The 26693-nt window shown below is 62.2% G+C and carries 22 protein-coding genes and 1 riboswitch; of the genes, 16 read left to right on the top strand and 6 right to left on the bottom strand.

The window, feature by feature from the left end; translation table 11 throughout:
• Positions 1-261 precede the first annotated feature (261 nt).
• The 3 genes from NZ453_RS13440 to NZ453_RS13430 all read left to right on the top strand — a co-directional run bounded on the left by NZ453_RS13440 (position 262) and on the right by NZ453_RS13430 (position 4122).
• Positions 262-1872 carry a methyl-accepting chemotaxis protein gene (locus NZ453_RS13440; protein WP_263771143.1) on the top strand — a complete coding sequence of 537 codons (1611 nt, stop codon included), beginning with the start codon at positions 262-264 and terminating at the stop codon, positions 1870-1872.
• 178 nt (positions 1873-2050) lie between these two features.
• Complete coding sequence (locus NZ453_RS13435) at positions 2051-2881, top strand: DeoR/GlpR family DNA-binding transcription regulator (protein WP_263771142.1); 831 nt, start codon at positions 2051-2053, stop codon at positions 2879-2881.
• Positions 2878-4122, top strand: coding sequence for an MFS transporter (locus tag NZ453_RS13430; protein WP_263771141.1), 1245 nt, complete (start codon positions 2878-2880; stop codon positions 4120-4122). The genes NZ453_RS13435 and NZ453_RS13430 overlap by 4 nt, the downstream gene beginning before the upstream one ends.
• Here NZ453_RS13430 and NZ453_RS13425 read toward each other — a convergent pair.
• From NZ453_RS13425 to NZ453_RS13405, 5 genes are all read right to left on the bottom strand, one after another.
• Positions 4119-4694: a TMEM165/GDT1 family protein gene (locus tag NZ453_RS13425; protein WP_263771140.1), complete on the bottom strand. Its 576-nt coding sequence runs from the start codon at positions 4692-4694 to the stop codon at positions 4119-4121. The two genes, NZ453_RS13430 and NZ453_RS13425, sit on opposite strands and share 4 nt — an antisense overlap.
• Before the next feature lie 8 nt (positions 4695-4702).
• A riboswitch (yybP-ykoY riboswitch) is annotated at positions 4703-4871 on the bottom strand.
• A 40-nt stretch (positions 4872-4911) separates the two neighbouring features.
• Complete coding sequence (locus tag NZ453_RS13420; protein WP_263771139.1) at positions 4912-5925, bottom strand: ABC transporter substrate-binding protein; 1014 nt, start codon at positions 5923-5925, stop codon at positions 4912-4914.
• Positions 5922-8501 carry a hybrid sensor histidine kinase/response regulator gene (locus NZ453_RS13415; RefSeq protein WP_263771138.1) on the bottom strand — a complete coding sequence of 860 codons (2580 nt, stop codon included), beginning with the start codon at positions 8499-8501 and terminating at the stop codon, positions 5922-5924. The genes NZ453_RS13420 and NZ453_RS13415 overlap by 4 nt, the downstream gene beginning before the upstream one ends.
• On the bottom strand, positions 8501-9256 hold the full coding sequence (locus tag NZ453_RS13410; RefSeq protein WP_263771137.1) for a winged helix-turn-helix domain-containing protein: 756 nt from the start codon (positions 9254-9256) through the stop codon (positions 8501-8503). The genes NZ453_RS13415 and NZ453_RS13410 overlap by 1 nt, the downstream gene beginning before the upstream one ends.
• A gap of 168 nt (positions 9257-9424) precedes the next feature.
• Positions 9425-9910 (bottom strand): GFA family protein, encoded by a 486-nt coding sequence (locus tag NZ453_RS13405; protein WP_263771136.1) that lies wholly within the window; start codon positions 9908-9910, stop codon positions 9425-9427.
• Positions 9911-10258: 348 nt separating this feature from the next.
• Between NZ453_RS13405 and NZ453_RS13400 the strand changes: the two genes are divergently transcribed.
• From NZ453_RS13400 to NZ453_RS13340, 13 genes are all read left to right on the top strand, one after another.
• On the top strand, positions 10259-11191 hold the full coding sequence (locus NZ453_RS13400; protein ID WP_263771135.1) for an ABC transporter substrate-binding protein: 933 nt from the start codon (positions 10259-10261) through the stop codon (positions 11189-11191).
• A 147-nt stretch (positions 11192-11338) separates the two neighbouring features.
• A complete protein-coding gene (locus NZ453_RS13395; protein WP_263771134.1) occupies positions 11339-12841 on the top strand; it encodes a sugar ABC transporter ATP-binding protein in 1503 nt (500 codons plus the stop codon).
• Between the two features lie 15 nt (positions 12842-12856).
• Complete coding sequence (locus tag NZ453_RS13390) at positions 12857-13903, top strand: ABC transporter permease subunit (RefSeq protein WP_263771133.1); 1047 nt, start codon at positions 12857-12859, stop codon at positions 13901-13903.
• A gap of 205 nt (positions 13904-14108) precedes the next feature.
• Positions 14109-15059, top strand: coding sequence for an AraC family transcriptional regulator (locus NZ453_RS13385; RefSeq protein WP_263771132.1), 951 nt, complete (start codon positions 14109-14111; stop codon positions 15057-15059).
• Positions 15060-15142: 83 nt separating this feature from the next.
• The gene (locus NZ453_RS13380; RefSeq protein WP_263771131.1) at positions 15143-15712 is read left to right on the top strand and encodes a class I SAM-dependent methyltransferase; all 570 of its coding nucleotides are present in this window, start codon (positions 15143-15145) and stop codon (positions 15710-15712) included.
• Positions 15713-16967: 1255 nt separating this feature from the next.
• Positions 16968-18275, top strand: coding sequence for an ABC transporter substrate-binding protein (locus NZ453_RS13375; RefSeq protein ID WP_263771130.1), 1308 nt, complete (start codon positions 16968-16970; stop codon positions 18273-18275).
• A 100-nt stretch (positions 18276-18375) separates the two neighbouring features.
• Positions 18376-19236, top strand: a complete 861-nt coding sequence (locus NZ453_RS13370) for a carbohydrate ABC transporter permease (RefSeq protein ID WP_263771129.1) — start codon at positions 18376-18378, stop codon at positions 19234-19236.
• An 8-nt stretch (positions 19237-19244) separates the two neighbouring features.
• Positions 19245-20075, top strand: coding sequence for a carbohydrate ABC transporter permease (locus NZ453_RS13365; protein ID WP_263771128.1), 831 nt, complete (start codon positions 19245-19247; stop codon positions 20073-20075).
• A gap of 123 nt (positions 20076-20198) precedes the next feature.
• Positions 20199-21245, top strand: coding sequence for an ABC transporter ATP-binding protein (locus NZ453_RS13360; RefSeq protein ID WP_263771127.1), 1047 nt, complete (start codon positions 20199-20201; stop codon positions 21243-21245).
• A gap of 34 nt (positions 21246-21279) precedes the next feature.
• Positions 21280-22683 (top strand): D-arabinitol 4-dehydrogenase, encoded by a 1404-nt coding sequence (gene dalD, locus NZ453_RS13355; RefSeq protein ID WP_263771126.1) that lies wholly within the window; start codon positions 21280-21282, stop codon positions 22681-22683.
• Entirely contained in the window at positions 22680-23477 is a 798-nt protein-coding gene (locus NZ453_RS13350; protein ID WP_263771124.1) for an L-iditol 2-dehydrogenase, read from the top strand. The genes dalD and NZ453_RS13350 overlap by 4 nt, the downstream gene beginning before the upstream one ends.
• Before the next feature lie 46 nt (positions 23478-23523).
• The gene (locus NZ453_RS13345) at positions 23524-24465 is read left to right on the top strand and encodes an AraC family transcriptional regulator (protein ID WP_263771123.1); all 942 of its coding nucleotides are present in this window, start codon (positions 23524-23526) and stop codon (positions 24463-24465) included.
• Between the two features lie 49 nt (positions 24466-24514).
• On the top strand, positions 24515-25534 hold the full coding sequence (locus NZ453_RS13340; RefSeq protein WP_263771122.1) for a zinc-dependent alcohol dehydrogenase: 1020 nt from the start codon (positions 24515-24517) through the stop codon (positions 25532-25534).
• 21 nt (positions 25535-25555) lie between these two features.
• Here the strand turns inward: NZ453_RS13340 and NZ453_RS13335 are convergent, their stop codons facing one another.
• Positions 25556-26563 carry a LacI family DNA-binding transcriptional regulator gene (locus NZ453_RS13335; RefSeq protein WP_263771120.1) on the bottom strand — a complete coding sequence of 336 codons (1008 nt, stop codon included), beginning with the start codon at positions 26561-26563 and terminating at the stop codon, positions 25556-25558.
• Positions 26564-26693 lie beyond the last annotated feature (130 nt).

Raw genomic sequence — 26693 nt, 5'->3', positions numbered from 1 at the left:
AGCGCAAGTAACCGCGTTCATGAAGTGGTTTCCGTCGGGCTGTTCCCCGCCTTTTCCCGGATGCCATTGATCATCCGCGCTTTGTTCCGGCATGTGCGCGTGGGCCAATCGCCTCATCGGGTGGCTAGTCCTCTGCCGTCTTTGAACCGTTAGCTTGCATCGGTTAGCCCATACCTTCTGCACAGTGTCTAGAATGAATTCACAGACGCGGAACGCGCGTCGGGTTCCGAAGAATTCATTCATAACCTGGCGGAGGGGAACATGAAACTATCCACACGATTAGCCTGGGTCGTCGGCTGCGCGGCATTGGGAGCTCTCGTTCTCGTCGTCGTCGCGCTGCAGATCATCCGTTCCTCAATGATTGAGGAGCGCCGGAACCAAATTGAGCTGATGGTCAGTCTAGCCGGCAAACAGGTGAACCTTTTCGTGGCGCAGGAGAAATCCGGCAAGCTCAGCCACGAAGAGGCCCAGGCGCGGGCGAAGCAGGCGCTATCTGGGTTGCGCCAGGGTGATGACTATGTATTCGTACGCCAGATGGACGGCCTCGTCGTCGTTCATCCGGACTCCCGCAAGGAAGGGCAGATCGATCTGGGCAGCAAAGGCCCGGATGGCCGTACGCTGATGCAGGTCTACGTCGATTCGCTGAAGTCTGCCGACCAGTCGATGGTCGAAATCAAGACCAAGCGTCCGAAAGGTGAAGTCGAGGTAGCGAAGCTCAACGGCCTGGTGAAGATTCCCGAGTGGAACTGGATCGTCGGCTTTGGCCTCTTCATCGATGACATCGACGAGGCGTATGCCGCGTACGCGCTGCGGTTCGGCTTGATCGGACTCGTTATCTTCGCGGTTGTCGTATCCGTGGCCGTTTTCATGGCCAGACGCATCTACCGGGTCCTCGGCGGTGAGCCTGATCAGGCAGCGTCGCTGGCCGGCGCGATCGCGGGCGGCGATTTGACGCAGCGAGTGGACGGGGCAACGGTATCGGGCAGCCTGATCGAATCGGTCGAACGCATGCGCGGCAGCTTGCACGACATCATCGGTCATATTCAGGAGAGTGCCGGCCGGGTGGGCGATGCTTCGGCAAGCTTGTCCGGGCAGATGGAGCAGATCAACAACGCGGCGAAGCAGTCGTCGGAAGCCGTTTCATCGACGGCTGCCGCGATCGAGGAACTCGCGGTGAGCGTCGACCACATCTCGCAGAGTTCGCGTGAAACCGAGGAAAACTCCACCCGCGCCACACAACTGGCGAACCAGGGCCAAGAGCTTGTGCATCAGGCAAGCGCCGAAATCGAACGCGCCGCAAGCCGCGTGAGCGAAGCGACCGAGTTGATCGGCGGTCTCGTCGAGCGTTCGCGCGAAATCGGCGGCATCGCCCAGGTGATCAAGGAGATCGCCGACCAAACGAACCTGCTCGCCCTCAACGCGGCGATCGAAGCCGCGCGTGCCGGTGAACAAGGGCGCGGATTCGCCGTCGTTGCCGACGAGGTGCGCAAGCTTGCCGAGCGCACGGGCCAAGCCACCGACCAAATCACCGGCATGATTCAAGCCATTCATCGCGATACCGAACGCGTCGTCGACGGCATGGGGCAGGTAGGGCCGCAGGTAACGCGCGGCGTCGAGATCGCCGCCAAGGCCGGCGACGCACTGCGGCAGATCAACGAGGCGACGGCAATCGCTTTGGGCAAGGTCAGCGATGTGGCGGCGGCGACGACCGAACAAAGCCAGGCGAGCAGCAGTGTCGCGCGCAACGTCGAGCAGATTTCGTCGATGCTCGAAGAGTCCGCGCAATCGGTGCATGCCGCCAACGACAACGTGCTCGCTCTGGAACAGCTGGCTGTCGATCTGAGGCAATCGGTGCAGCGTTTCAAGGTGTAACGGAAAGCTTCGGGGCGCCACCGAACGCCCCCAACGTTAAGAGCAGAAAGCCGGCGATCCCCTTCGCCGGTTTTTTTTGGCGTCCCGTTCGCTTTGTTCCCGGGCACTCCAGCGATCATTGCGTGTTTGTGCGTATTGATGCACAATTAGACGCGTTTATGTTGAACCGGGTGAAAACGTGCAAAGCGATTCTGCAACGCTTCTGGAGGAATGCCTTCCCGAGGAACGGCAACGCCGCATTCTTGAACGCCTCGGGAGCGAGGGCCGCGTTCTGGCTGCGGAACTTGCCCGGCAGTTCGGCGCATCCGAAGACACGATCCGCCGCGACCTGCGCGAGCTAGCGGCGGCTGGGCTTTGTCGTCGCGTTTATGGCGGTGCCTTGCCGCTCTCGGCGGCCTCGGGGCCGCTCGTCGAGCGCGCCCGCGTCATGCCGGCCGAAAAGCGCCGCCTCGGTGAAACGGTTGCCGGGTTGTTGAGCATGCTAGCGGCCGGTCAGACGGTGTTTGTTGACGCAGGTTCGACCAACCTCGCGGCGGTTCGTGCGCTACCCGACGATATGCGAATGACGCTCGTCACCAACTTTCCCGCGGTTGCTGCGGAAGCGGCGGGACGTGAGGGCATCGAGGTCGTGATGATCGGCGGCACTGTGGACAAACGCACTGGAGGCGCCTTCGGTGCCCGTGCGCTGCGCGATGTTGCCGAACTGCGGCCGGACGTTTATCTGCTCGGCGCCTGCGCGCTCGACGCCGTGGCAGGCGTGGCGGTATTCGGCTTCGAGGAAGCTGAATTTAAACGGCAACTCGCCGCTCAGGCGCGGCGGGTGATCGGCGCCGTAACGTCCGACAAACTGGGCACGGGAGCGCCGTTCTCGGTCGGTCCGGCGCGAATGTTCCACGACGTGGTTCTTGAAGCTGACGCGCCGCACGAGCAGGCAGCCGCCTTGCTTGCAATCGGCGTCGAGGTGCACCGGGCAGCACCCGCCACACCCACTACAGGGAGTCGAGCATGAGTCAGGAGAAAAGCGCCGGGGTCGCCGGTATGCAGGTGCCGATACAACGTGTGCCCGAGGAAGCCGCGGTGCACGGTGGCGCCTTCGTACGCCTTATTCTGCTGACGATCATTTATCTCGCCTTCGTCAGCCTCGGTTTGCCGGACGGTGTTCTTGGCCTTGCGTGGCCGGCGATGCGGATCAGCCTCGCGCAGCCGTTGGAAGCTCTTGGCGTGGTCACGTTGATTCTCGCCACGTGTTCAGCGCTTTCGGGCTTTGTCAGCGGTCGGGTATTGGCGCGGTTTGGTACGGGGCCAGTCACCTTCGCCAGCGCCTTGCTGACCGGGCTTTCGCTGCTTGCGTTGGCGCACGTGCCCAACTTCCCGCTTGTCGTCGTACTGGCCTTCCCGCTCGGCCTTGGCGCCGGGTCGGTGGATGCCGGCCTCAATCATTTCGTCGCCGAGCACTATTCGTCCAAGCACATGAACTGGCTACACGCGTGCTGGGGCGTCGGCGCAGCGCTCGGCCCGGTAATCATGGGCGCGGCGCTGACTTCAGCCGGCGGGTGGTCCCGCGGCTATCTTCTGCTCGGCGTGTGCCAGTTGAGCTTGGCGACCGTGCTGCTGCTCAGCCTCGGTCTTTGGCAACGCCAGGGACCGGCACGCCACGACCCGGAAAAGGTGGCCGCGGGAGGTCGCCCAGGCACACCGACGTGGGCGCCGGTGCTAGCAGCCTTCCTGTTTACGGTGTATGTCGGCGTCGAGATGGGGGCTGGGTTGTGGGTGCCGAGTCTGTTGATCGAGGGGCGCGGTTTTGACGCCGGAACCGCGGCCAAGGCCGTGACGTTGTATTACGGCTGCATCATGGCCGGGCGTGTGCTCGCCGGCTTCGTTTCCAACCGCTTGGGCAACCGGCGGCTGGTGCGGCTGGGGATTGCCGTTTCGCTCGCCGGCATCGTCCTCCTGCTTGTTCCCGGTACGCCGGTATTGGCGATGACTGGGCTGGCACTGCTCGGCCTCGGCTGTGCGCCTGTTTATCCCGGCCTGATGCACGAAACGCCACGCCGCTTCGACCCCGTCACGGCGCGTAAGGTCATCGGTTGGCAGGTTGGGGCGGCGTGTCTGGGCGGCGCGCTGATGCCGGCAGGCTTCGGGTTGCTTGCGGCCCACGTCGGGCTGGAAGCGATCTTCCCGACGATTGGCGGTTTCGCCGTCTTATTGCTCGTACTGGTTGTCCGCCTTGACCAGGTGACGTCGGGCTAGAACCCGAAACCCGAGCCAGCGCCCGCCAGCGTGGCAATGCCGAGAATTCCGAAAATGGCGGCGGCGACCGCGTGCACCAGACGCACCGGAAGCTTGTCGGCCAGCTTGCCGCCAAGCAGTACGGCCGGCACGTTGGCGATCATCATGCCGACGGTGGTACCGGAGACAACGCTGTAAAAAGACTTGTATTGGGCGGCTAGGGCAACGGTCGCGATCTGCGTCTTATCTCCCATCTCGGCGAGGAAAAAGGCGATCAACGTGGTTCCGAAGACGCCGAAACGGGCGAACTTCGCATCGCCTTCGTCGAATTTGTCCGGGATCAGCGTCCAGATCGCCATGGCGATGAACGAGAGGCCCAAGATCCAGCGCATGGTGCCGGGCGATACCAGTGAGGTGACGAACGCGCCCACCGCGCCGGCGAAACCGTGGTTGATGATGGTCGCGAACAGGATACCCAGAGTGATGGGCATCGCCTTGCGGAACTTGGCGGCGAGAATGAAGGAAAGGAGTTGCGTCTTGTCGCCGATTTCAGCCAGAGCGACGATGCCTGTCGAGATGAGGAAGGCTTCCATTTTCTTGTGGTTTTCCTGGCCGGAGCAGACGATTGACCACGCGCCTCTCCGGCCCTCGGAAGCGGTGGTCAAAGGTCTCGCCAAGTATGGAAACCGCGTACGCCATGCCCCGTAAGGCAAGTCTGTTGGCGCACGCCCCTTCGTTGCGAAGGGAGGCTACTCCCCAATGACGGCGCGCATTATACGCCCTGACGTGATACGCCAACAACCACGCGGATCACGGCCCCCAACCACCGACATCGAGCGGCGATTCGCGCGTAAGCAGAACGCCGGGAATCATTACCACAGGCTGGCTCAAGGGCTTCTGCCGCAACAGCGTGTAGCCCGCTTCGATCGCTTTCTGAGCCAATAGATCAGGCATCTGGGCCACCGTGGCGACGATCAGCGAATCAACCTCGCGCATGCGCGCCTTTGCCTTGGGCGCGCCGTCGATGCCGACAATGAAGAATTCCTTGCGCCCGGCCTGACGGGCTGCTTCCTCCACGCCCATCGCGGTGGGGTCGTTGATCGCGAACACGGCGTCGATCCGGGGAAAGGCAGTCAGCAAATCCGTCATTTTTGCGAACGCGCCCTCCGAACTACCACCGCCGTTACGATCGTAGGAAAGTACCTTGATCTCGGGAGATGCCTTGAAAACCGACATACAGCCCGACACCCGGTCCACGATCGACGATACCGGTGGGCCGGAGACGATCACCACGTTGCCCTTGCCCTTGAGCCGCTGCACGATGTGTTGGCAGGCGAGTTCGCCGGCCTGCACGTTGTCGGTGGTGAAGGTCGCGTCGGCACCGGCGGCGCGCACGTCGAGCGCGATGACGCGGATGCCTTCGGCCTGCGCCCGTCGCACGGCTGGTTCGATGTTCACCGGGTCGGCAGCGATGAGGATGATGAGGTCGACCTTCTTCTTGATGAAAGCTTCGATCTGTTCGTTCTGCCGTTGCAGGTCATAGGCGCTCGACATCACGAAAACCTTCACGTCCTTTCCAGCGATACCGCGCGCGGCGTTTTCGACACCGCGGGCGATGCGCACGAAGAACGGATTGCCGAGGTCGGTGACCGTGACGCCAATGCGGCCGAGTTCGGCGGCGCCGGAAAGAGCGGGCAAAGCAACCAGCGCGCAGGCACTCGCCAGACCAAGAATTTGCCGGCGCGCGAAGCGCGAGAGAACGCGGCACAGCATGGCGCCAACTGAAGGGCGGGCGGTTTTGAGTATGTCTCTGGGTAGGCTCATGATCGCTCGTGGCTGAACAGTGACGCCGCTTCGCGTACCGCCGCCTTGAGTTCGGCGATCGTGAACGGCTTGGAAAGGAGCGGTTGCTTGCCGGTGAGGCCGAAGCGGAAGGCCAGGATTTCCGCCGGTAGCCCAGACATCAGGATACGCGGCAACCCCGGACGCGCTTCCGCGATCCGGCGCATGAGTTCGACGCCGTGCGCGCCGCCGCCCAGATCGACATCGGAGAGCACCAGCGTGTACTGATCGCTCGCCAGCCGGGCGAGCGCCTCGTCCACGCTCGATACGGCGGAGACGATATGGCCGTCGGAAACCAGAAGATCGGCGAGCGCCGAACGCACGTCGGCATTGTCTTCGACGAGCAGAATGGATTGCGCCGGCAGCGGCTCGCTGATCGCTGGGGCGGACGCGTGAACGATCGCCTGGCCGACGTGGCGCGGCAGATGCACGGTGAACGTCGTCCCCCGTCCCGGTTCGCTGGCAACCTCGATGTCACCGCCCGATTGCTTGACGAAGCCGTAGACGATGCTCAGGCCGAGGCCGCTGCCCGAATCTTCCTTGGTGGTGAAGAATGGCTCGAATACGCGCTCACGGATTTTCGGCTCCATGCCTTGCCCGCTGTCGGCTACCTCGATGGCGACGACGTCGCGTTCGTCCTCGTAACGACTGCGCAGATGCAGCGTGCCACCGTTGGGCATGGCGTCGCGGGCATTGATCGCGAGGTTGAGCAGCGCGTTTTCAAGTTGCCCCCGGTCCGCCCACACGCAGGCTCCTCCGGCGTCGAGTTCGAGGATCACCTCGATGCCCTGGCCGACGCTGTATTCGATGAGGTCGGCCAGATCACCGATGAACGCGTCGACATCGACGGCGCTCGGCGACAACGACTGGCGGCGGGCGAAAGCGAGCAGGCGGCGGGTCAGCGTGCCGCCGCGTTCGGCGGCCGAATTGGCGCGCGCCGCATACCGCTTGCTGGCGGGCGAGAGCGTCTCGTCCTGCTGCAGCAGGTAGAGGTTGCCGTTGATCGCGGCCAGCAGGTTGTTGAAGTCGTGGGCGACACCGCCGGTGAGCTGGCCGAGTACTTCCATTTTCTGCGCCTGGCGCAGTTGCGCCTCCACCGCGCGGCGCTCGGTGAGATCGCTGTAGAGCGTCACGAAACCGCCGCCCGGCATCGGGTTACTACGGAACTCGACGACATGCCCGCCGGCGAAGGCGAGTTCGAAGCGGTAGGCCTCTTCCTGGCGCGCCTGGTTGAACCCGGCGAGTACCGACGGGGCGCCGGTACCATCGTGAATGATCTCGGGCAGCAGGGCCTGGATGTCTTCGAGCGTCATGCCGCGCTTGATGGCGCTCGAGTCGAGGTTGAGCAGCGGCGGGTACTGGCGGTTCCAGGTGACTAGCCGGCCGTCGCGGTCGAACACTGACAGACCGTCCTTCATGCTCTCGACGACGGTGCCGAGCAGTGCGCTCTGCTCGCGGATGTCATGTGCCATGCGCCGTACGGCGCGCGCGTTGTCCCGGAAAACCTCGAAGGCGCGGGCGAGGGCGCCTAGCTCATCGCGGCGTCCGGTCTCCGGTGTCGATTGCTCGGTGTCGCCTTGCGCGAGCTTGCTCATCACGCGGGTAATGCCGGCGAGGCTGCTCACCATGCGCACCACGACCCAGATGCCGAGCGCGGCGACGGCGATGCAGACGAGGGTGAGCACGGTAATGCCGAGCGCGCCGGAACGTACGGCCCGGGTGACCGATTCGCCCTGCCGGTCCACCTGCGCGCGCGCCGTCCGCACGTAGGCGTCGACGCGCTCGCTCAGGCGCTCTGCCTCGGCGCGCGTACGCGAGACAAGAAAGGACTTGCGCTCGCGCAACTGGAACTGGCGCTCGCGCAATACGAAAACGTTGTCCGGCCCCTCCAAGTTGTCGCGCACCAGATTGACGACGCGAGCCGAGGCGAGGTTGCGGCGGTCGATGCGATTCGTCTGCTGCGTGACCCGCTCGCGCAGACGCACCAGCATCTCGGGGTTGTCGACCTCGATGGCCGTCATCAGATCACGGAAGATGGCGTCAACGTCGTCGCGGCCCGGCGTCGCGGCCATCTGCAGTTCGCTACTCTCGCTCGACAGACGGTAGAAGTATTCGCGCAGGTCTTCCTGGAGAAAAAGATCTTTGCGCGTGACCGCAATCAGTTCGGTAACGGTGGATTTAAGGGCCGCGAGCGCCGAGCCGACGTCGAGTTCGCGGCTGCGTTCCGCCGGTAGTGCCGCGGCCAACCGCTCGGCTTCGTCCAGCCGGCTCAGCAGACCTTGCGCCTCGCTCTGCAATTGGAACGGGCGCGTGCTTTCGGCGACGTACGGCGCCATGGCGGCGATCGCCGCGGTGCGTTGCGAGAGTTCGAGCGACCGGGCGACTTCGGGCAGGACGTGCGACTGGAAGTCGCGCAGCGCGTCGCGTGTGTCGCGGATACCGATCCAGCCGACGAGGGCCAGCGCCATCGCCGAGGCAAAGATAATCGCGAAGGCGAGCAGCAGGCGGCTGCGAACGCTCGTCGGCAGGAAGCGCGCTTCGGCGGGAGCCGGTTGCATCACGGGTGCCCGGGTTGCAGGCAGAACAGGTAGCCGATGCCGCGCTCGGTGCGGATGAATTCGGGGTGCGTCGGGTTGCGTTCGATCTTCCGGCGCAGGCGCAGGATCAGCACGTCGATCATGCGATCGAACACTTCGGAATGGTCGCGGCGCAACTGTTCGAGCAACTGGTCGCGCGTCAGCACACGGTTGGCATTGCGGCAGAAGGCTTCCAGCAGCGCGAATTCGCTCGGCGTGAGCGGGCATGGCTGGTTGTTCCGATCACGCAGCACGCGGTCGGTAAAGTCGAGCGTCCAGTCCCCAAAGCGGGCGGTCTCGTGCGCGGCAGGCGCCGCTTCTGCCTTCCGCCCACCGTTCGGCTCCCGGCCGGCGCGGCGCAGCAAAGCGCGGACGCGGGCCAGCAGTTCACGCGGATTGAACGGCTTCATCAGGTAATCGTCGGCGGCGAGTTCGAGGCCGAGGATGCGATCGGTTTCGTCGCCCTTGCCCGTAAGGATCATGATCGGGATCGCCGCATCCCAGCCTTCCGCCGATTCGCGCACGCTGCGCGCGAGCGCCAGACCGTCCTCGCGGCGCAGGCGCAGGTCGAGGATAAGCAGCGCATAACCGCCATTGGCGAGTTCGGCGCGCATCGTAGCGCCGTCGGCAACCGCCGTCGCGCGCAGCCCGTTCGATTCGACGAGGTCGCACAACAGCTCGCGCATGTCGACCTCGTCGTCAACGATCAGGATGTGCGGTACGGCATTCGTGGTCATCGGCCCTCCATCCGCCCGGGGATCGATGCCTTATTGTGTTGCCCGGGACGTTCAAGCAGAGGACGGATGATAACCGTTCTTGTACGCTTCTTGGAGTCGCAGGGCTCGTGCAAGCGGTGCCCTGTCCCAGAAGAGGACGGAAGAAGTCATAGGGAAGTGCGCCCTGGGTTAGCGGCGCAAGTGATGGCGGTCGTGCCACTCCACAAGCGACTCGCTGGGCCAAAGCCCATGCCGTCTCCGCGGTACATCCGGCGGGACGTCTGCCCACGAAGCCGCCGAGTCGAGCGAAGCTTCTACCACCTCCGGCGGTTTGGGCAGCGGCGTGTCGATCGCCGAGGCGAGCGGGTAGACGAGGTCCGGCCAGCGTGGGTCCCAGAGCCAGAGGGCGCTGCCGCACTTGAGACAGAAGTGGCGGAACGCCGGGGAACGTTTTGGCCGTTCACCCGGCTCGCGCAGGATGGCGTGAAAGACCCCTAGATTCTTCTTGCCGCGTATCTTCAGCGTGCGCGCATCACCGCCGATGTTGATGGCGTACCCTCCGCCTCCCGCTGTTTTTCGACAGATCGAGCAGTAGCAACGCATGAAAGGCACCGGCGAGTCGGACTCGAGGCTGAAATGGACGGCGCCGCAATGGCAACTGCCTTCGAGATGCATGTGGCCTCCTGAACACAACTTCGTAATGGCCGATGGATTCGCACGCCGGCAGATGGTTCCGGGAACGCATGAATGCGCTTTCGGGAACGGCGTTTGCTCGGATTCGACGCTTGCGGAGGGGGAGTCGGCAGCGCGCACCGATTGTTACAAATGTTTCAACCCGGTTGAAACATGACGCGAGAAATTGAAATTCGCCGTTAACCGGCACCTCCTAGACTCCGCGCGTCGTTCGCAGATCAGCCTCACGTGATGATCGAGCGACCGAACTGCGGTGACGGGGGCCAGGCGGTCGTAGTTCAGCTTTGTGCCGACGTCGCTCGAAGAACTATTCAACCAAGGAGGAGTTACATGAAGCGCATCATTCCCGTAATGCTCGCATCGCTGTTCCTGGCAGCCGGCGCCTCGGCCGCCGACAAGCAATTGAAGTCCGTCGGCCTCACCGTCGGCGACATGGCCAACCCCTTCTTCGTGGCCATGGGCAAGGGCACGGAAGACGCCGCCAAGAAGATCAACCCGAACGTCAAGGTCACGGCTCTGTCGACCAAGTATGACCTGAACACGCAAGTCGGCCAGATCGAAAACTTCATCGCCAACAAGATCGACCTCCTCCTCGTCAACGCCGTTGACCCGAAGGCCATCGCCCCGGTGCTGAAGAAGGCGCGTGACGCCGGTATCGTCGTCGTCGCCGTTGACGTAGGCGCGGAAGGCGCGGACTACACGGTCATGTCGGACAACGTGGCTGCAGGCGCGAATGCGTGCGAATACATCGCCAAGAAACTGAACGGCAAGGGCAACGTCGTGATCGTCAACGGGCCGCCCGTCACCTCCGTCGTTGACCGCGTGGTCGGTTGCAAGAAGGTCTTCTCCAAGTCGCCTGGCATCAAGGTTCTCTCCGACAACCAGGATGCCAAGGGCAGCCGTGACGGCGGCATGCAGGTCATGCAGGATCTGCTGACGGCGAATCCGAAGATCGACGCTGTGTTCGCGATCAACGATCCGACGGCGATCGGCGCGGAACTGGCGATCAAGCAAGCCAAGCGTACCGGCATCTTCATTACGGCCGTTGACGGTGCTCCGGACGCAGTGGTCGCTCTCAAGGACCCGAACAGCATCTTCGAAGGCAGCTCGGCGCAGAACCCCTATGCGATGGCCAACGAAGGCGTCAAGGTCGGCTACGACATCATGAACGGCAAGAAGCCGAAGAGCGCCGTCAAGTTGCTGCCGGTTCCTCTGGTCACCAAGGCCAACCTCAAAGACTACCCGGGATGGGTGAAGGAGTAATCGTCGTTTCGACGCAGTAAATCCGTCGGCCCCCGGGGGCGGGGACCGACGGTTGAGAACACGAACGAAACGCAGGGAGTACGATGAAGTATTGAGCCAGCGAGCCGCCGGTCAGTGCTTCGAGTCGTATCTTCGGCAGGAGAGGGTATGGGTCAAGTCGTTCTGGAAATGGAAGGCATCAGCAAGAGCTTCGGTGCCACGCGTGCGCTGAACGGTGTCAAGCTGACCGTGCGCAGCCATGAGATCCACGCGCTGATGGGTGAAAACGGCGCCGGCAAGAGCACCTTGATGAAGGTGCTTTCGGGTGTTTACCAACCAGATGCCGGCATCATCAAGGTCGACGGCAAGCCGACCTCCATCGACAAACCCGCCGATGCGCGGGCGGCGGGCATCGGTCTCATCTACCAGGAGCTTTCAGTTGCCACCAATCTGACGGTAGCCGAGAACGTATTCATGGGCAGCGAGCCGCGCACCCGCTGGGGCATGGCGGACATTGCCGAGATGAACCGGCGCACCGAAATCGTCTTGCAGAGCCTGGACGCGCCGTTCAAGGCGACGACGCCGGCGAGCCGGCTCTCAATCGCCCAGCAACAGCAGGTCGAAATTGCCCGCGCGCTGATCCATCAGGGACGCGTGCTGATCATGGACGAACCGACGGCGGCGCTTTCCGATCGAGAAACCGACGCGCTCTTCCGTATCGTGCGCAAGCTGCGCGATGAGGGCATGGCGGTGATCTACATCAGCCATCGCATGGCCGAAGTGAATGCGTTGGCCGACTGCGTGACGGTGCTGCGCGACGGTGGTTATGTCGGCGAACTGTCGCGCGAAGAGCTTGATCCCGCACGCATCGTGCAAATGATGGTGGGGCGCCCGTTGGGCGACTTCTATCAGCACAAAACGGGTCGGCAGGCCGGGAAACCGGTGCTGGAGGTCGAAAACCTCGGCGGCGGCAAAGTCAAACCCGCATCATTCAAGGCGCATGCTGGTGAAGTGCTCGGTTTGGCCGGGCTGGTCGGTGCCGGGCGTACCGAACTCGCCCGATTGATCTTCGGTGCCGATCCGAGGACGAGCGGTCGGGTGCTGCTCGAAGGGCAGGAGGTCAACATCAATGAGCCGCTGGACGCGATCCGGCTCGGTATCGGCTATCTGCCGGAAGATCGCAAGGGGCAGGGCTTGTTCCTGCAACTCTCCGCGCTCGCCAATACGTCGATGAACGTGCTGCGCCAAAACGCGAAGCTTGGCGTCATCAACCACTCGGCGCTGCGCAAGCTGACCGGAGAGGCCATCTCGCGCCTGTCGATCAAGGTGAACGGGCCGGAAGGCATCGTCGGCGGTCTCTCGGGGGGCAATCAGCAGAAAGTCCTGCTGGCGCGCTGGCTCGAGATCAAGCCGAAAGTGCTGCTGCTCGACGAGCCGACGCGCGGCGTCGACGTCGGCGCCAAATCCGAGATCTACCGCATCATCAATCAGCTCGCCGCCCAGGGCGTGGCGATCGTCGTCATCTCCAGCGAGCTGCCGGAGGTGATCGGCATCTGCGACCGGGTGATCGTCATGCGCGAAGGCGTGATCACTGGCGAATGCCAGGGTGCGAACGTGACACAAGAAAAAGTGATGACGCTGGCCACGCACGACGCGCGTCTGGCCGCCTGAGGGCAAGGAGAAAACATGACTACTGGAACCGAATCAGCGGCCGCGACGGTGGCCAAACCGGCCGGCGAAAGCTCGGGGCAAGGCACGCAGGTCTCGTTCGGACGGCGCGCCTTCGAACGCCTCGGCATGCTGCCCGTGCTCGTTGTGATGTACGCATTGTTCTATGCGCTGACCATTTACTACAGCGACGACGGCACGTCGAACTTCATTACCGCCGCGAACAACATGAACATCCTGCGCCAGGTGGCGATCAACCTGGTCCTTGCCGCGGGAATGACGTTCGTGATCCTGACCGGCGGTATCGACCTCTCGGTGGGCTCAATGCTCGCCGTCTCGGCCGTGCTCGGCATGAAGATGTCGCTGCCTACGGCGATACCCGAACTTTCATTGCCGACGTTCATCCTCGCCGGGCTGCTGTGCGGCTTGATCAACGGCACGATGGTCGCGTACTTCAGCATCAACCCCTTCGTGGTCACGTTGGGAACGATGACCGCGTTGCGCGGCGCGGCCTACCTGCTGGCCGACGGCACGACGGTGCTTAACAACAACATCCCGAGCTTCGACTGGCTTGGTAACGGCGATTTCCTGGCCGTACCCTGGCTGGTGTGGGTCGCGGTAGCGATCGCGATTCTCTCCTGGTTTATCCTGCGCAAGACGATCCTCGGGTTGCACATCTACGCTGTCGGCGGCAACGCCCAGGCGGCACGCCTCACGGGCATCAAGGTGGCGACGGTGCTGCTCTTCGTCTACGCGATTAACGGGCTCTTCTCGGGGATCGCCGGGGCGATGTCTTCGAGCCGGCTCTATGCCGCTAACGGCAACTGGGGCGTGGGTTACGAGCTGGATGCCATTGCGGCCGTCGTTCTCGGCGGCACCAGCCTCAACGGCGGTATCGGGTCCATCTGGGGCACCGTGATCGGCGCCATGATCATCGGCGTGATGAACAACGGCCTGACGATTCTCGGTCTGTCGTCGTTCTGGCAATACGTCGCCAAGGGTGTCGTCATTGTCCTCGCCGTGTTGCTCGACAAGTGGCGTCAGCAGCACAACAGCGCTAACTGAATTTCGAGTCTTAGTCCTTCTCATCGCGTCCGGCCGTAAGGCAGGGCGCGATGGTTCGTTTACGAGCGCGATTTGCCTGGACGGCACGCCGTCACTTGATTGCCACGCATGACGTTCCGATTTCGTGTGGTCGTGTGCGAAGAAGAACGATTTCGGCGGCTGGTATAGTTCGGCTTCGTCCACGGTTCGGGGAGTTGGGAAACGGATGCCTCCGTCCCACAGTATTCAAGTCGCGCCTCATACGAAGGAGTATCGGGCGAACGAGTATCGGCGGCGGGTCTGCCTGGCGATGAACTACATCAGCCAACACCTGGATGCCGACGTTTCGCTGGAAGCGGTGGCCAAAGCGGCGTCGCTCTCCATGTTCCACTTTCATCGCATCTTCAAGGCGGTGGTTGGTGAGACGGTGGCCGATTACACGCGGCGCCTCCGCCTGGAATGGGCGGCCAACCAGCTGCTGGCGGTGCGCGTGGAGCCGGTTACCGTCATCGCCATCGAATGCGGCTTTTCGAGTTCGCAGAATTTCGCCAAGGCATTCAAATTGCATTTCGGGGTCTCGCCCTCGGCCTATCGAAAAAGCAAGACGGGAAACACAGAGCGCAAGCGGGAAAACGTTTCGTTGTTGGTCGCCGGCAACAATGCCGGGACTGGGTGCTTAGCCCAGAACAACGACGAAAGGAAAACCGAAGTGGATGCAAAGATCAAGGAAATGCCGGACTACAACGTGGCCTATGTGCGCAAGATCGGTCCGTACGGCAAGGAAGTCTGTCAGCGGGCATTCGGCGAACTCATGCAGTGGGCGGAGCCCCGAGGATTTCTCGCGTCGGGCCTGACGTTCGCGGTGTACTGGGACAATCCGGAAGTGACGCCGCCCGAGCGATGCCGCGTCGACGCCTGCGTCGTCGTTCCTCCCGGTACCAAGCCTGAAGGCCAGATCGGTATCCAGACGATCAGCGGCGGACGCTACGCGGTGTGCGGTTTCGAGATTACCGACGATGGCTTTCAGCAGGCCTGGGAAGACGCGTTTGCCTGGTTGGTGCAATCCGGTTACGAGTGCGACGACAAGCCGTGTTATGAGATGTACTTGAACAACGCCGAGCAGCATCCGGAAGGCAAGTGGGTCGTGAACGCCTGCATTCCGCTGAAGAAGCTGTAGGTGAAAGGTTGGGCGGGCGCTTGCGGCGGAACGGTCCCGCACAGGCCGCTCGCTTATCTGTTGAAGACAACTAGGACAACAACATGAATAGTGACCCGTGGATCGGCCGCTGGCTACCATTGGTGAAAGAACGCGCCGGTCGCGAACCGATCCTGGAACTCGGATGTGGGGCCGGTGAAGACACGGCGACTCTCGTGGACGCAGGCTTGCGCGTCGTCGCCATTGATCTGTCGAGCGATTCGATTGAGATAGCCAGGAAGCGAACCACCGCGGAATTCCATTGTCGCGACCTGCGCGAGCCGTTCCCCGTCGCTACCGCCGGCGTTATCGTTGCCAGCCTGTCGCTTCACTACTTCCCGTGGGGCGAGACGCTCGCGCTTGCGGAGCGGCTTCGTTCGACGTTGCAACCCGGTGGCTTGCTCCTGTGCCGGCTGAACTCAACCAACGATCACCACTTCGGCGCCAGCGGCCACCCCCGCCTGGCGGAGAACTACTACAACGTTGACGGCCATCCCAAGCGATTCTTCGATCGTCGCGCGGTTGACGACCTCTTCGCGAATGGCTGGCACCTGCACTCAGTACAAGAGTTCGTCATCCATCGGTATGCGGAACCGAAAGCGGTCTGGGAAGTGATAGCGGAGCGGTCGTCGTAGTGGATCTGACATGAACGACCGAGGCGTTTATGGCTGCTGGACACTGTCCCCGGAAGTGGTTCTGAAAACCGATGATGCAGCGTCATCTCGCCGGACAGTTAGTGTGGGCAAGATCGCAGTGAATCTGGTGACCCTCAGTCGCGTTCCTATGGATAGTGAATCCATTTTGGACAAGAGCATTCTTCACAATCTCGATGGATCGCAAGGATCTTTCGGCTCTGCGTTTCTGCCAAGAAACTGGCGTGAAAACGCTTAGTGGAAGCAAGCGTAGTCTGTTGCCATTGACCGTCAGCGAAACATCAAGATGGGTTCCGTCCACATCGTGCCCATTGGAACCGAAAATGTCCTCGACTTCACCGTCCCGGTTGGCATAAAGAAACTTGAACAGAACAATTCCGGCGGTTCGAGAAACCCGGCGCAACCACCCTAATCCAGACCGCCGTGGCTCATAGGCCCTCGTCAATATCAAACCGATCTCGCACGGTAGCTCTGCCTGTACGACAAGTAATCTCTCCAGGGCGACAGGGGACACAAGAACCTTTGAAGACGGCCAACGAGGACAGATTTGAAGCGCTCCGTAGCGGCCTCGTGCTAAGCGGATCGTCGTCATTCTTGGCCGCCTTTCACTGTGGCACTAGATGACTGCGAGGGTTGGTGGGCCGGTTTCGTCAGCACAGCGTCCAAGCGGCGACGGCGCGATTCGAGCGCGGGGCCGGCATATTTGAAGGCTCGTTGTGGGTCCATGGGTCAAAGAATAGTCTGATTGGCCATCACTTGCTGCAATGAGCCGAGACGGCTGAGCGTCAGCCGCTTGAAGACAATCGTCATGGGGGCAGGCGAGGCGACTTGCTAAGGAGACTCCCTTGCATCTTTCGATACCTTGCGCATAGGCGGCAAAGCTCTGGCGATCGTTTGAGATGCTCGGGCGCGAGTTTATTTACGGTGCAAAAGGTTCTCATGCTCGGCAGCGACATCGTGTTCCCTCTAGAGCTCCTTTCTCGCGCGAAAACGAATCTCGTTGTCATTTTTTCTGTCCCGGAATGGCCGTGAGATGGACATTTCAGCTAAAACCATGCTCATTTCACAGGTAATACGATGTAGCACGTATTCGGCAAATTTTCGCCGTATCGACGCAAATAAGTACATAGTTCTGCCGAAAGAGTACCGATATGGGTGCAGCAAAGTATCTATATTGAGCGCGTCGATGGCTTGCTAACGTCGGCTACCAATACGAAACCTACAAGGAGGCGCAATCATGACCCTGAAACCTTTACTGGCAGCTTTAGCCTTTGGTTTGATGAGTGGGACCGCTTTTTCCGCAACTGAGCTGGTCGTGGCCACGGTGAACAACGGCCACATGATCGAGATGCAAAAACTGACGAAGCACTTCGAGTCCGCGAACCCGGATATCAAGGTGAAGTGGGTAACGCTCGAAGAAGGGGTTTTGCGGCAGCGCGTGACGACCGACATCGCGACGAAGGGGGGGCAGTTCGACGTGATGACCATCGGCATGTACGAGACGCCGATCTGGGGCAAGAAGGGCTGGCTCGCCGAACTGAAGATGCCCGCCGAGTACGACGTTGACGATCTGCTGCCGGCAATGCGTAACGGCCTATCGGTGGACGGCAAGCTGTACGCGGCTCCGTTCTACGGCGAAAGCTCGATGCTGATGTACCGCAAGGACCTCGCCGACAAGGCGGGTGTGACGGTGAAGGAGCGGCCGACCTGGGATGAGATCAAGGACCTCGCCGCTAAAATCCACGATCCGAAGAACGGCGTCTATGGCATCTGCCTGCGCGGCAAGCCGGGCTGGGGCGACAACATGGCCTTCCTGAGCACGCTGGTCAACACGTTCGGCGGCCAATGGTTCGACATGAACTGGAAACCGCAGCTCGAATCGAAGCCATGGAAGGACGCCATCACCTTCTACGTCGACCTGCTGAAGAAGTACGGCCCGCCCGGATCGTCGGCCAACAGCTTCAACGAAATTCTCGCGCTCTACAACGAGGGCAAGTGCGGCATGTGGATCGATGCGACGATCGCGGCTTCATTCATCAGCGATCCGAAGCAATCGAAGGTGGCCGACAAGGTCGCGTTCGCCCAAGCACCGACGATGGTGACGCCGAAGGGTGCCAACTGGCTGTGGGCCTGGTCGCTGGCCATCCCCGCCGGCTCGCAGAAGGTCGAGGCGGCGACGAAGTTCATTAACTGGGCGACCAGCAAGGACTACATCAACCTCGTTGGCAAGGAAGTCGGCTGGGGTAACGTTCCGACCGGTACACGCAAGAGCACCTACGCGAATCCCGAGTTCCTGAAGGTTGCCAAGTTCGCCGAAGCCGAGAAGCTGGCCATCGATACGGCTAACCCGAACGAGAGCACGCTGCCGAAGAGCCCGTATGTCGGTGTTCAGTTTGCCGCCATCCCCGAGTTCCAGTCGATCGGAACGACGGTTGGGCAGCAGATGAGCGCCGCCCTTTCCGGCAAGACCTCGATCGATGCGGCGCTCAAGGCATCGCAAGTCGCGGCTGACCGTGAAATGAAGAAGGCGGGTTACTACAAGTAAGACGACGCGTAGAACGCGACGCAAAGAGTTTATCCGTGGCGGGGGCGGTCGTCGTGACCGCTCTTGCCCGGATCCTTCCCAGCATCGAGGGTCCACGCCAATGAAACGTCTGCTCCCGCGCGTCCTGATGGCGCCTGCCGTACTTACGCTGTTTCTCTGGATGATCGTGCCGTTGCTGATGACGATCTATTTCTCCGTCATCCGCTACAACCTGATGCAGCCCGATCAAAGCGGTTTCGTCGGTCTGGAGAATTTCGAGTATTTCGTTACCGATCCGTCGTTCAGCACGGCGGTCATCAACACCTTGCTGTTGCTCGGCTGGGTGATCGTTATCACCGTTGTCGTCGGCATTGCCATCGCGCTCTTGACCGACGAGCCGTTTCCCGGACGCAATATCGTCCGCATCCTCCTGATTTCTCCGTTCTTCATCATGCCCACGGTGAACGCCTTGCTGTGGAAGCACATGATGATGAACCCGATCTACGGCGTGCTGGCGCAGGTTTGGGCGTTCTTCGGCGCCGCGCCGGTCGACTGGCTGACCGACTTTCCGCTCTTCAGCATCATCGTCATCGTCTCGTGGCAATGGCTGCCGTTCGCGACGCTGATCTTCGTGACGGCGCTGCAGTCGATGAACCGCGAGCAGCTGGAAGCCTCACGAATGGACGGCGCCAACTACCTGCAGCAGCTGCGCTACCTGTACATCCCGCACCTCGGCCGTTCGGTCGCCGTCGTGGTGATGATCGAGATGATCTTCCTGCTCAGCGTCTTCGCCGAAATCTATACGACCACCGGCGGCGGTCCGGGCGATGCCAGCACCAACGTCGCGTTCCTGATCTTCAAGCAGGCACTGCTCGGGTTCGATGCCGGGGTGGCTTCCGCCGGAGCGTTGTTCGCCGTTGTGCTTGCCAACGTCGCCGCGGTGTTCCTGATCCGCATGGTCGGCAAGAACCTGGACAAGTGAGGCACACCATGACTCAGACCCAGATCAACAAGCTCATCTACGTCGTGCGTGCGGTCCTTTCGTGGGCCGTGGCGCTGTTCCTCTTTTTCCCGCTCGGCTGGCTGGTCTTGACGGCATTCAAGACCGAGCTGCAGGCGATCTCGGTGCCGCCGCTGCTGTTCTTCAAACCGACGATGGAGAACTTCATCATCGTCGAGGCGCGCAGCGACTATCTGTTGTACGCACAGAACTCGCTGGTCACCAGCGTCGCATCGACCGTGCTTGGCCTCGCGCTCGCCTTTCCGGCCGCGTACTCGATGGCCTTCTTCCGCACCAAGCGGACCAAGGACATCCTGATGTGGATGCTCTCGACCAAGATGATGCCCGCCGTCGGTGCGCTGGTTCCCGTGTATGTGATGGCGCAGACCTCCGGCCTGCTTGACACGACGACGGGGTTGATCATCGTCTTCACGCTTTCCAACCTGCCGATCATGGTTTGGATGCTCTACTCGAACTTCAAGGAGATTCCAGGAGAGATTCTTGAAGCTTCGCGCATGGACGGCGCCTCGCTATGGCAGGAATTCCGGCTCGTTCTGTTACCGCTGACGATGGGCGGCCTGGCATCGACGGGGCTGCTTTGCCTCGTGCTGAGTTGGAACGAAGCGTTCTGGTCGCTCAATCTCAGCGCCGCCAAGGCCGGTACGCTGGCCGCGTTGATCGCCTCGTATTCCAGTCCGGAAGGGCTCTTCTGGGCCAAGCTCTCTGCCGCTTCCTTTATGGCCGTCGCACCGATCGTGGTGTTCGGCTGGTTCAGCCAGAAACAGCTGGTGCAAGGCCTGACCTTTGGTGCCGTCAAGTAATTCCATGTGCAAGCCATCCGTGACTGTGTCGACTTCGTCTTGCCGTGCTGTCTGCGGCTCGTCTTCGTGTCACGAATGGTTGGCAGATGGCATGGAACAAACACAATTCAGCGAGGGACTGTGATGAGTTACCTGCAATTAAACCGCATCGAAAAATCGTTCGGCGCCCAGCGTGTCATCAAGGGTGTCGACCTCTCGATCAACAAGGGCGAGTTCGTCGTCTTCGTCGGCCCATCGGGCTGCGGCAAATCGACCTTGCTGCGCTTGATCGCTGGGCTTGAGAATGTCGATACCGGATCGATTCATCTCGACGGACGCGAGATCACCGATCTGCCTTCGAGCAAACGCGATCTGGCCATGGTGTTCCAGAGCTATGCGCTGTATCCGCACATGAGCGTGTACGAAAACATGAGTTTCGCGCTCAAGCTCGCCAAGGCTGACCCGGCGGTGATCAAGGAGAAGGTCGAGCGCGCGGCGCAGATCCTCAACCTGACGCAGTATCTGCAGCGCACGCCGAAAGAGCTGTCGGGCGGGCAGCGGCAGCGTGTCGCCATCGGCCGCGCCATCGTGCGGGCACCCAAGGTCTTCCTCTTCGATGAGCCGCTCTCCAATCTCGACGCCGCCTTGCGTGGGCAGACACGGATCGAGATCGCCAAACTACATCGCGATCTTGATGCGACGACGATCTACGTCACGCACGATCAGGTCGAAGCGATGACGCTGGCCGACCGCGTGGTGGTGCTTCGCGAGGGGGTCATCGAACAGGTTGGCACGCCGCTCGAGCTCTATGATCGGCCCGCCAATCAGTTCGTCGCGCAGTTCATCGGCACGCCGCAGATGAACGTGGTGAGCGTGGCCAAACTTCCGGCGTTGGAAACAATCGCCGCGCTCAAGGCACCGGCTGGCGGCTATGTGGGTTTGCGCCCTGAAAGCGTGAAGCTGGTACACGAGGGTGACGGGCAGATTCGCGCCAAGGTCGATCTCGTCGAAGCGCTCGGCGCAGAGACGCTGATCTACGTCACGACTGAGCAGGGCGTCCCGCTCGTCGCACGGCAGACTGAACGCTGCCACCTCGACGTCGGCGCAGGTGTCGGCATCGACGTCGATGCCGAGGTGGCCCACGTATTCGACGCGCAGGGGCGTGTCGTTTCCGCCTCGCAGGCCGCGTAATGAATTTCGTAAATCATGTGATAGGGAGACCAAAATGAGTTCCGTCCCCGCAACCCTGGTGATGCTCCATTTGGGGTTGGGTTCGTTTCACCGTGCGCACCAGGCGCTCTACATCCACCAGCTGATCGAATCGGGCGATGCCCGCTGGAGCCTTGCCGGAGGCAACGTCCGCCCGGACAACATGGAGATGATCGCGGCGCTGGCCAAGCAAGGCGGGGCGTACACGCTGGAAACGATTTCGCCGCAGAGTGAACACACCTACACCAAGGTGACGTCGATCCGCGAGGTGATTCCGTACGAGCCCACACTCGGCGCGCTGATCGCCCGTGCCGCTGACCCGGCGACCCGCATCATTTCCTTCACCGTCACCGAAGCTGGCTACTACCTTGATACGCAGAACCGGCTTGACGCCGGGCTGCCCGACATCGTCGCCGATCTTGCCGCGCTGCATGCCGGCAAGCCGGGAACGACGATCTATGGCGCTATCGTGGCCATGCTGCGTCGGCGCATGCAGGACGGTGGCGGGCCGGTGACGCTGCTCAATTGCGACAACCTGCGGCATAACGGCGAACGCTTCCGCGGCGGCCTCCTGCAGTTCATCGAGCGGCTCGGAGATACGGTTCTGCTCAACTGGGTACAGGCCAATGCGACGTGTCCGAACGCGATGGTCGACCGCATCACCCCGCGGCCTTCGCCGGATGTCGCTCAGCGGGTACTCGCGGCGACGGGTTGGGCCGACGCCGTGCCGGTAATGGGCGAAAGCTTCATCCAGTGGGTGATCGAGGACAAGTTCTGCGCCGGGCGCCCCGAGTGGGAGAAGGTCGGCGTCGAGATGGTCGAATCGGTGGCGCCGTACGAGGAAGCGAAGATCCGCTTGCTCAATGCTACGCACAGCTGCATCGCGTGGGCGGGAACGCTGATCGGCTACCAGTACATTCACGAAGGAACGCACGACGCCGAGATCCGCAAGTTCGCGTATGACTATGTCACGGACGACGTGATTCCGGTGTTGACGCCGAGCCCGATCGATCTCGCGAAGTATCGCGATGTCGTGCTCGACCGCTTCGGCAACCCGGCGATCCGCGACACGAATCAGCGCGTAGCGATGGACGGCTATTCGAAGATCCCCGGCTTCATCGTGCCGACATTCCGTGACCGTCTGGGGCGCGGCCAGGGCATCGCTAGCGTCGCCATGTTGCCGGCGCTCTTCCTCGCCTATCTCGAACGCTGGCATCGCGGGCAGATCGCCTATACCTACCAGGACCAGGCGATGAACCCGGAAGCGGCGCATGCCGTGTGCGCCGCACCCGATCCGGTGGCCGCCTTCTGCGCCGATCCGGTGCTATGGGGCGATCTGGCGAACAATCCGACCGTGGTTGCTGCGGTGGGCGCGGCCTATGAGCGTGTCGCCGGTTTCGTGCGGGGGCGCCAACCATGAGCGCGGGCGGCGGGTCGCGATTGCAGAACCGCCGTGCCTTGCTGACCGGTGCCGCGAGCGGCATCGGCGCGGCAGTCGCCAAGGCTTATCTGGATCAGGGCGCGTTCTGCACGCTCGTCGACCTGGCAGCCGATCCGTCTCCTCAGGCGGCGGAGCTACTCGCCGCTTTCCCCGGGCGGGCGCAGTACGTTGCCGGTGACGTGCGCCGCATGGGGGATATCGATCGCTTTATCACGCAGGCCGAAGAGCGTTTCGGCCCGATCGACATCCTGTTCAACAATGCCGGCCTGTTCGACTTGGCGCCGTTGCTCGAGAGCGATGAGGCGATGTTCGACAAGCTGTTCGCCGTTAACGTCAAGGGCGCCTTCTTCGTGATGCAGAAGGTCTTGGCGCACATGGTGGAGAATCGCACGCGCGGCGCCGTGATCAACTTGAGTTCGCAGGCGGGCCGGCGCGGCGAGGCGCTGGTGGCGCACTATTGTGCGACGAAAGCGGCGATGATCAGTTATACGCAGAGCGCCGCGCTGGCAATGGCGCCGCACGGCATCCGCGTCAATGCGATTGCGCCGGGCGTCATCGACACGCCGATGTGGAAGCATGTCGACGCGCTGTTCGCGAAGTACGAGAACCTTTCGCTCGGGGAAAAAAAGCGCCAGGTCGGCGAAGCCGTGCCGCTCGGGTACATGGGCGCGCCGTCCGATATCGCTGGCGCGGCCGTATTCCTCGCGAGCGACGAGGCGTCGTACATCACCGCGCAAGTCCTGAACGTGGACGGTGGGAACGTAATGAGTTGAATAATGAGTTGAGTAATGATCTGAACCTGATGGACGGAACCTAGCCATGGCGACCCCTGCCAAGCCTGCCGCACAGCGGAAACGCCAGCCGGAGCTCGAAGGCGATTTCAACCGCAACCCTGAGTTGGGCTACGAGCCGACAGCAGAAGTCGGCTTCATCCGCTGCCTCGATCACGGCTTTCCGACCCCGCTGGCGCGCTGGCACTGCCACGACGAATACGAGTTGCACATGATCATCGCCACGTCGGGAAAAGCCTTCGTCGGCGACTGGATCGGCCCGTTCGAACCAGGCCACATGGTGTTGTGCGGCCCCAATCTCCCGCACAACTGGATTTCGCTCGATTTGCCGGAGGAGGGCGTCCAGAAACGTGACCTCGTCATCCAGTTCCAGCACGCGCCGATCGAGAACGCGTGCCACCAGATGCCGGAGCTTGCCGAGATTGTGCCGTTGCTCGAACGCTCGCGCCACGGTGTCGAGTTCTTTGGGTTCCCCAACGGTGGACAGGACCATTGGCACAAGGTCAAGGCGGCGAAGGGCATGCGGCGCCTGGCCGCCTTCCTTGACTTCATGACTGACCTCGCGCGCTGGACCGATTATCGGCTGCTGTCGAGCGTGCAGATGAAGGGGGCAGAGAGCGATGCGGAGTTCGATCAGATCAACGACATCGTCAACCGGATTACCGAAAACGTCGCGCAGTCGATTACCGCCGCCGACGTTGCCGCTGAACTTGGGATGAGCGAGAGCCGCTTCTCGCGTTTCTTCCGCCGCGCCACGGGGAACACGTACACCGACTTCGTCAATCAGGTGCGCATCAACCGCGCCTGCCAGCTCCTCATGAGCACCGACCGCTACGTGACCGACATCTGCTACGAATGTGGCTTCAACAACGTGGCCAACTTCAACCGTCGCTTCCGCGAGCTCAAAGGCGTGACGCCGACCGAGTTCCGCAAGCAGTCCGAAAGCCGGTTCGGCGGTTCGTCGTCCTGACCACGACGATCGGCAAAGACCTCGACATTCTGAGAATACGGAGACCCAAGTGAAACAGGCCGTCATGGAAAAACCCGGCAGCATCCGCTTCGAAACCGTCGCCGAGACGCCGCCGGGTCCCGGCGAAGTACAGATCCGCGTGCGCCAGATTGGCATCTGCGGTTCGGACATCCACGTCTGGCACGGTTCGCACCCCTTCACGCCGTACCCCGTCATCCAGGGCCACGAGTTCATGGGAACGGTCGAGGCGATCGGCCCAGGCGTCGATACGCCGCCACCGCTCGGCGCCAAGGTCACCGCCTTGCCGCAGATCGTGTGCGGGCAATGCAATCCGTGCCGCAAAGGGAGGTTCAACATTTGCGAGAACCTGCGCGTGCGCGGTTTCCAGGCCGACGGCTGCGGCCGCGAGTTGTACAACATCCCGGCCGAACGCCTGGTTATCCTGCCCGACGACTTCACCGCCGACCAAGGCGCTTTCGTGGAGCCGGTGTCGGTCGCCGTGCATGCCTGTAAGCGTGCGGGAGACCTTGCCGGACGTAACGTGGTCGTACTCGGCGCCGGAACGATCGGCAACCTCATCGCCCAGGTCGCGAAGGCGCGGGGCGCGGCCAAGGTGCTCATCACCGACGTGGCCGATTACCGACTCGACGTAGCCCGCCGGTGCGGTGTCGACCACGCGGTCAACACAAGCCGCGAGTCGCTCGAAGATGCAACGGAGGCGGCCTTCGGGCCGGGAGGATTCGATCTCGCCTTCGAAGCGGCGGGCGTCGAAGCGTCGCTGCGCTCGGTCGTGAAAGCGATTGAGAAGGGAGGTCTGGTTCTCATCGTCGGCGTTTATGGAAAGCCGCCGGTCGTCGACATGAGCATCGTCGGCGAGCACGAGATCGTCCTCGCCGGCAGCATGATGTATTGGCGTGAGGACTGGGAGGCTGCCGTGCAACTGCTCGCCTCGTCCGTCTCGATCGCCCCGCTCGTTTCCCGGCATCTCCCATTCGACGAGTGGCCCGATGCCTACCGTTTCATCGACGCCAACGGGCCGTCGATCATGAAGGTGATGGTTGACCTTTAGCCGCCTAATGAGGCCTGGTGACTAAGCGTGCGGCGTTGGTCGGCTAGGCGACGACGTCGGCCGCGTGCTATCGCGGACGACGAGTTCGACCGGGAGCGTCTCTTCGCTACGGCTCGCTGCCGCCTGCATCAGCAACTCGACACCGCGCCGTCCGAGCTGCGGTTTGTCGACATGCACGGTAGTCAGCGGCGGGTTGCTGAGCGCAGCCATCGCGATGTCGTCGAACCCGGCAATAGCGATGTCGTCGGGCACCGAGAAGCCCGCCTCCTGACAGTGGCGCATGGTAAGCAACGCGGCGGCGTCGTTGTACGCGAATATCGCATCGGGTGGTTTCGGCAGCGCGAGCAGGTGTTGGGTCAGAAACGCGACGCCGGTTTCCACGTCGGCTCCCGGCGGCGCCACGACGTCGAGTCCCGGATCGGCGAGGATGCCGGCCTCGAACAGCGCACGGCGAAAACCGCGTTCGCGCTGACGGATGCTGAAGTGGGCGAGCGAATGGGCGAGAAAGGCGATGCGCTGACGGCCCGTGTCGAGCAGATGGCGCGTGACCAGATAGGCGCCGGTTTCGTTATCCGGATTGACCGAGGTGAAATCGAGCGACCATTGATCGACGAGGACCATCGGCTTGCCGCTTTGCCTGAGCAGTTGCAGCAATTCGGGCTCGAAGTAGCCAGCACAGATCAATGCGTCTGCTTCATGCCGCGAGAGTTGGGCCATCACCGGGTCGGCCGGGCCGACGGCAAGGAAACTCAGCGATACGCCGAGGCTGCTGCAGGCGTCTTCGACCCCGTGCAGGACTTCCGAAAAAAAAGCGGTCGCCGAGAGCTTGTGCTGCCGGTGCAGCAGAAATGCGATACGGCGGATCGGCTCGGATTGCAGGCGCTCGAAGTCGTAGCCGAGCGAAACGGCGATGTCACGGATGCGGCGCCGCGTGCGCTCGGCCATTCCCGGCTGGTTCTTGAGCGCGCGCGAGACAGTGCCGACGGAAACCTTGGCGGCCTTCGCGATATCGCGGACGGTGACGGACATGAGTTCTCCGGTTTTCGGCGGTCGGGCCGCCTTTTCGTTGTGGTTCCCGACGCTGTTTAGTAAACTTCATTCGACGGCGCTTGATCAAGCACCGTCGGCGACCTTAAACTCGCTTTGCAGGGAAAATGGC

It is taken from the genome of Propionivibrio soli, from assembly GCF_025770765.1.
Classification (GTDB): domain Bacteria; phylum Pseudomonadota; class Gammaproteobacteria; order Burkholderiales; family Rhodocyclaceae; genus Propionivibrio; species Propionivibrio soli.
This window is presented reverse-complemented; position numbering and strand designations above follow the sequence as displayed.

Coding starts and splice junctions, on each gene's coding strand:
- dalD (WP_263771126.1), top strand. CDS start 21,280: ATGAGTTCCGTCCCCGCAACCCTGGTGATGCTCCATTTGGGGTTGGGT.
- NZ453_RS13345 (WP_263771123.1), top strand. CDS start 23,524: ATGGCGACCCCTGCCAAGCCTGCCGCACAGCGGAAACGCCAGCCGGAG.
- NZ453_RS13395 (WP_263771134.1), top strand. CDS start 11,339: ATGGGTCAAGTCGTTCTGGAAATGGAAGGCATCAGCAAGAGCTTCGGT.
- NZ453_RS13380 (WP_263771131.1), top strand. CDS start 15,143: ATGAATAGTGACCCGTGGATCGGCCGCTGGCTACCATTGGTGAAAGAA.
- NZ453_RS13425 (WP_263771140.1), bottom strand. CDS start 4,694: ATGGAAGCCTTCCTCATCTCGACAGGCATCGTCGCTCTGGCTGAAATC.
- NZ453_RS13405 (WP_263771136.1), bottom strand. CDS start 9,910: ATGCATCTCGAAGGCAGTTGCCATTGCGGCGCCGTCCATTTCAGCCTC.
- NZ453_RS13415 (WP_263771138.1), bottom strand. CDS start 8,501: ATGCAACCGGCTCCCGCCGAAGCGCGCTTCCTGCCGACGAGCGTTCGC.
- NZ453_RS13370 (WP_263771129.1), top strand. CDS start 18,376: ATGAAACGTCTGCTCCCGCGCGTCCTGATGGCGCCTGCCGTACTTACG.
- NZ453_RS13420 (WP_263771139.1), bottom strand. CDS start 5,925: ATGAGCCTACCCAGAGACATACTCAAAACCGCCCGCCCTTCAGTTGGC.
- NZ453_RS13365 (WP_263771128.1), top strand. CDS start 19,245: ATGACTCAGACCCAGATCAACAAGCTCATCTACGTCGTGCGTGCGGTC.
- NZ453_RS13360 (WP_263771127.1), top strand. CDS start 20,199: ATGAGTTACCTGCAATTAAACCGCATCGAAAAATCGTTCGGCGCCCAG.
- NZ453_RS13390 (WP_263771133.1), top strand. CDS start 12,857: ATGACTACTGGAACCGAATCAGCGGCCGCGACGGTGGCCAAACCGGCC.
- NZ453_RS13440 (WP_263771143.1), top strand. CDS start 262: ATGAAACTATCCACACGATTAGCCTGGGTCGTCGGCTGCGCGGCATTG.
- NZ453_RS13385 (WP_263771132.1), top strand. CDS start 14,109: ATGCCTCCGTCCCACAGTATTCAAGTCGCGCCTCATACGAAGGAGTAT.
- NZ453_RS13430 (WP_263771141.1), top strand. CDS start 2,878: ATGAGTCAGGAGAAAAGCGCCGGGGTCGCCGGTATGCAGGTGCCGATA.
- NZ453_RS13375 (WP_263771130.1), top strand. CDS start 16,968: ATGACCCTGAAACCTTTACTGGCAGCTTTAGCCTTTGGTTTGATGAGT.
- NZ453_RS13410 (WP_263771137.1), bottom strand. CDS start 9,256: ATGACCACGAATGCCGTACCGCACATCCTGATCGTTGACGACGAGGTC.
- NZ453_RS13350 (WP_263771124.1), top strand. CDS start 22,680: ATGAGCGCGGGCGGCGGGTCGCGATTGCAGAACCGCCGTGCCTTGCTG.
- NZ453_RS13400 (WP_263771135.1), top strand. CDS start 10,259: ATGAAGCGCATCATTCCCGTAATGCTCGCATCGCTGTTCCTGGCAGCC.
- NZ453_RS13335 (WP_263771120.1), bottom strand. CDS start 26,563: ATGTCCGTCACCGTCCGCGATATCGCGAAGGCCGCCAAGGTTTCCGTC.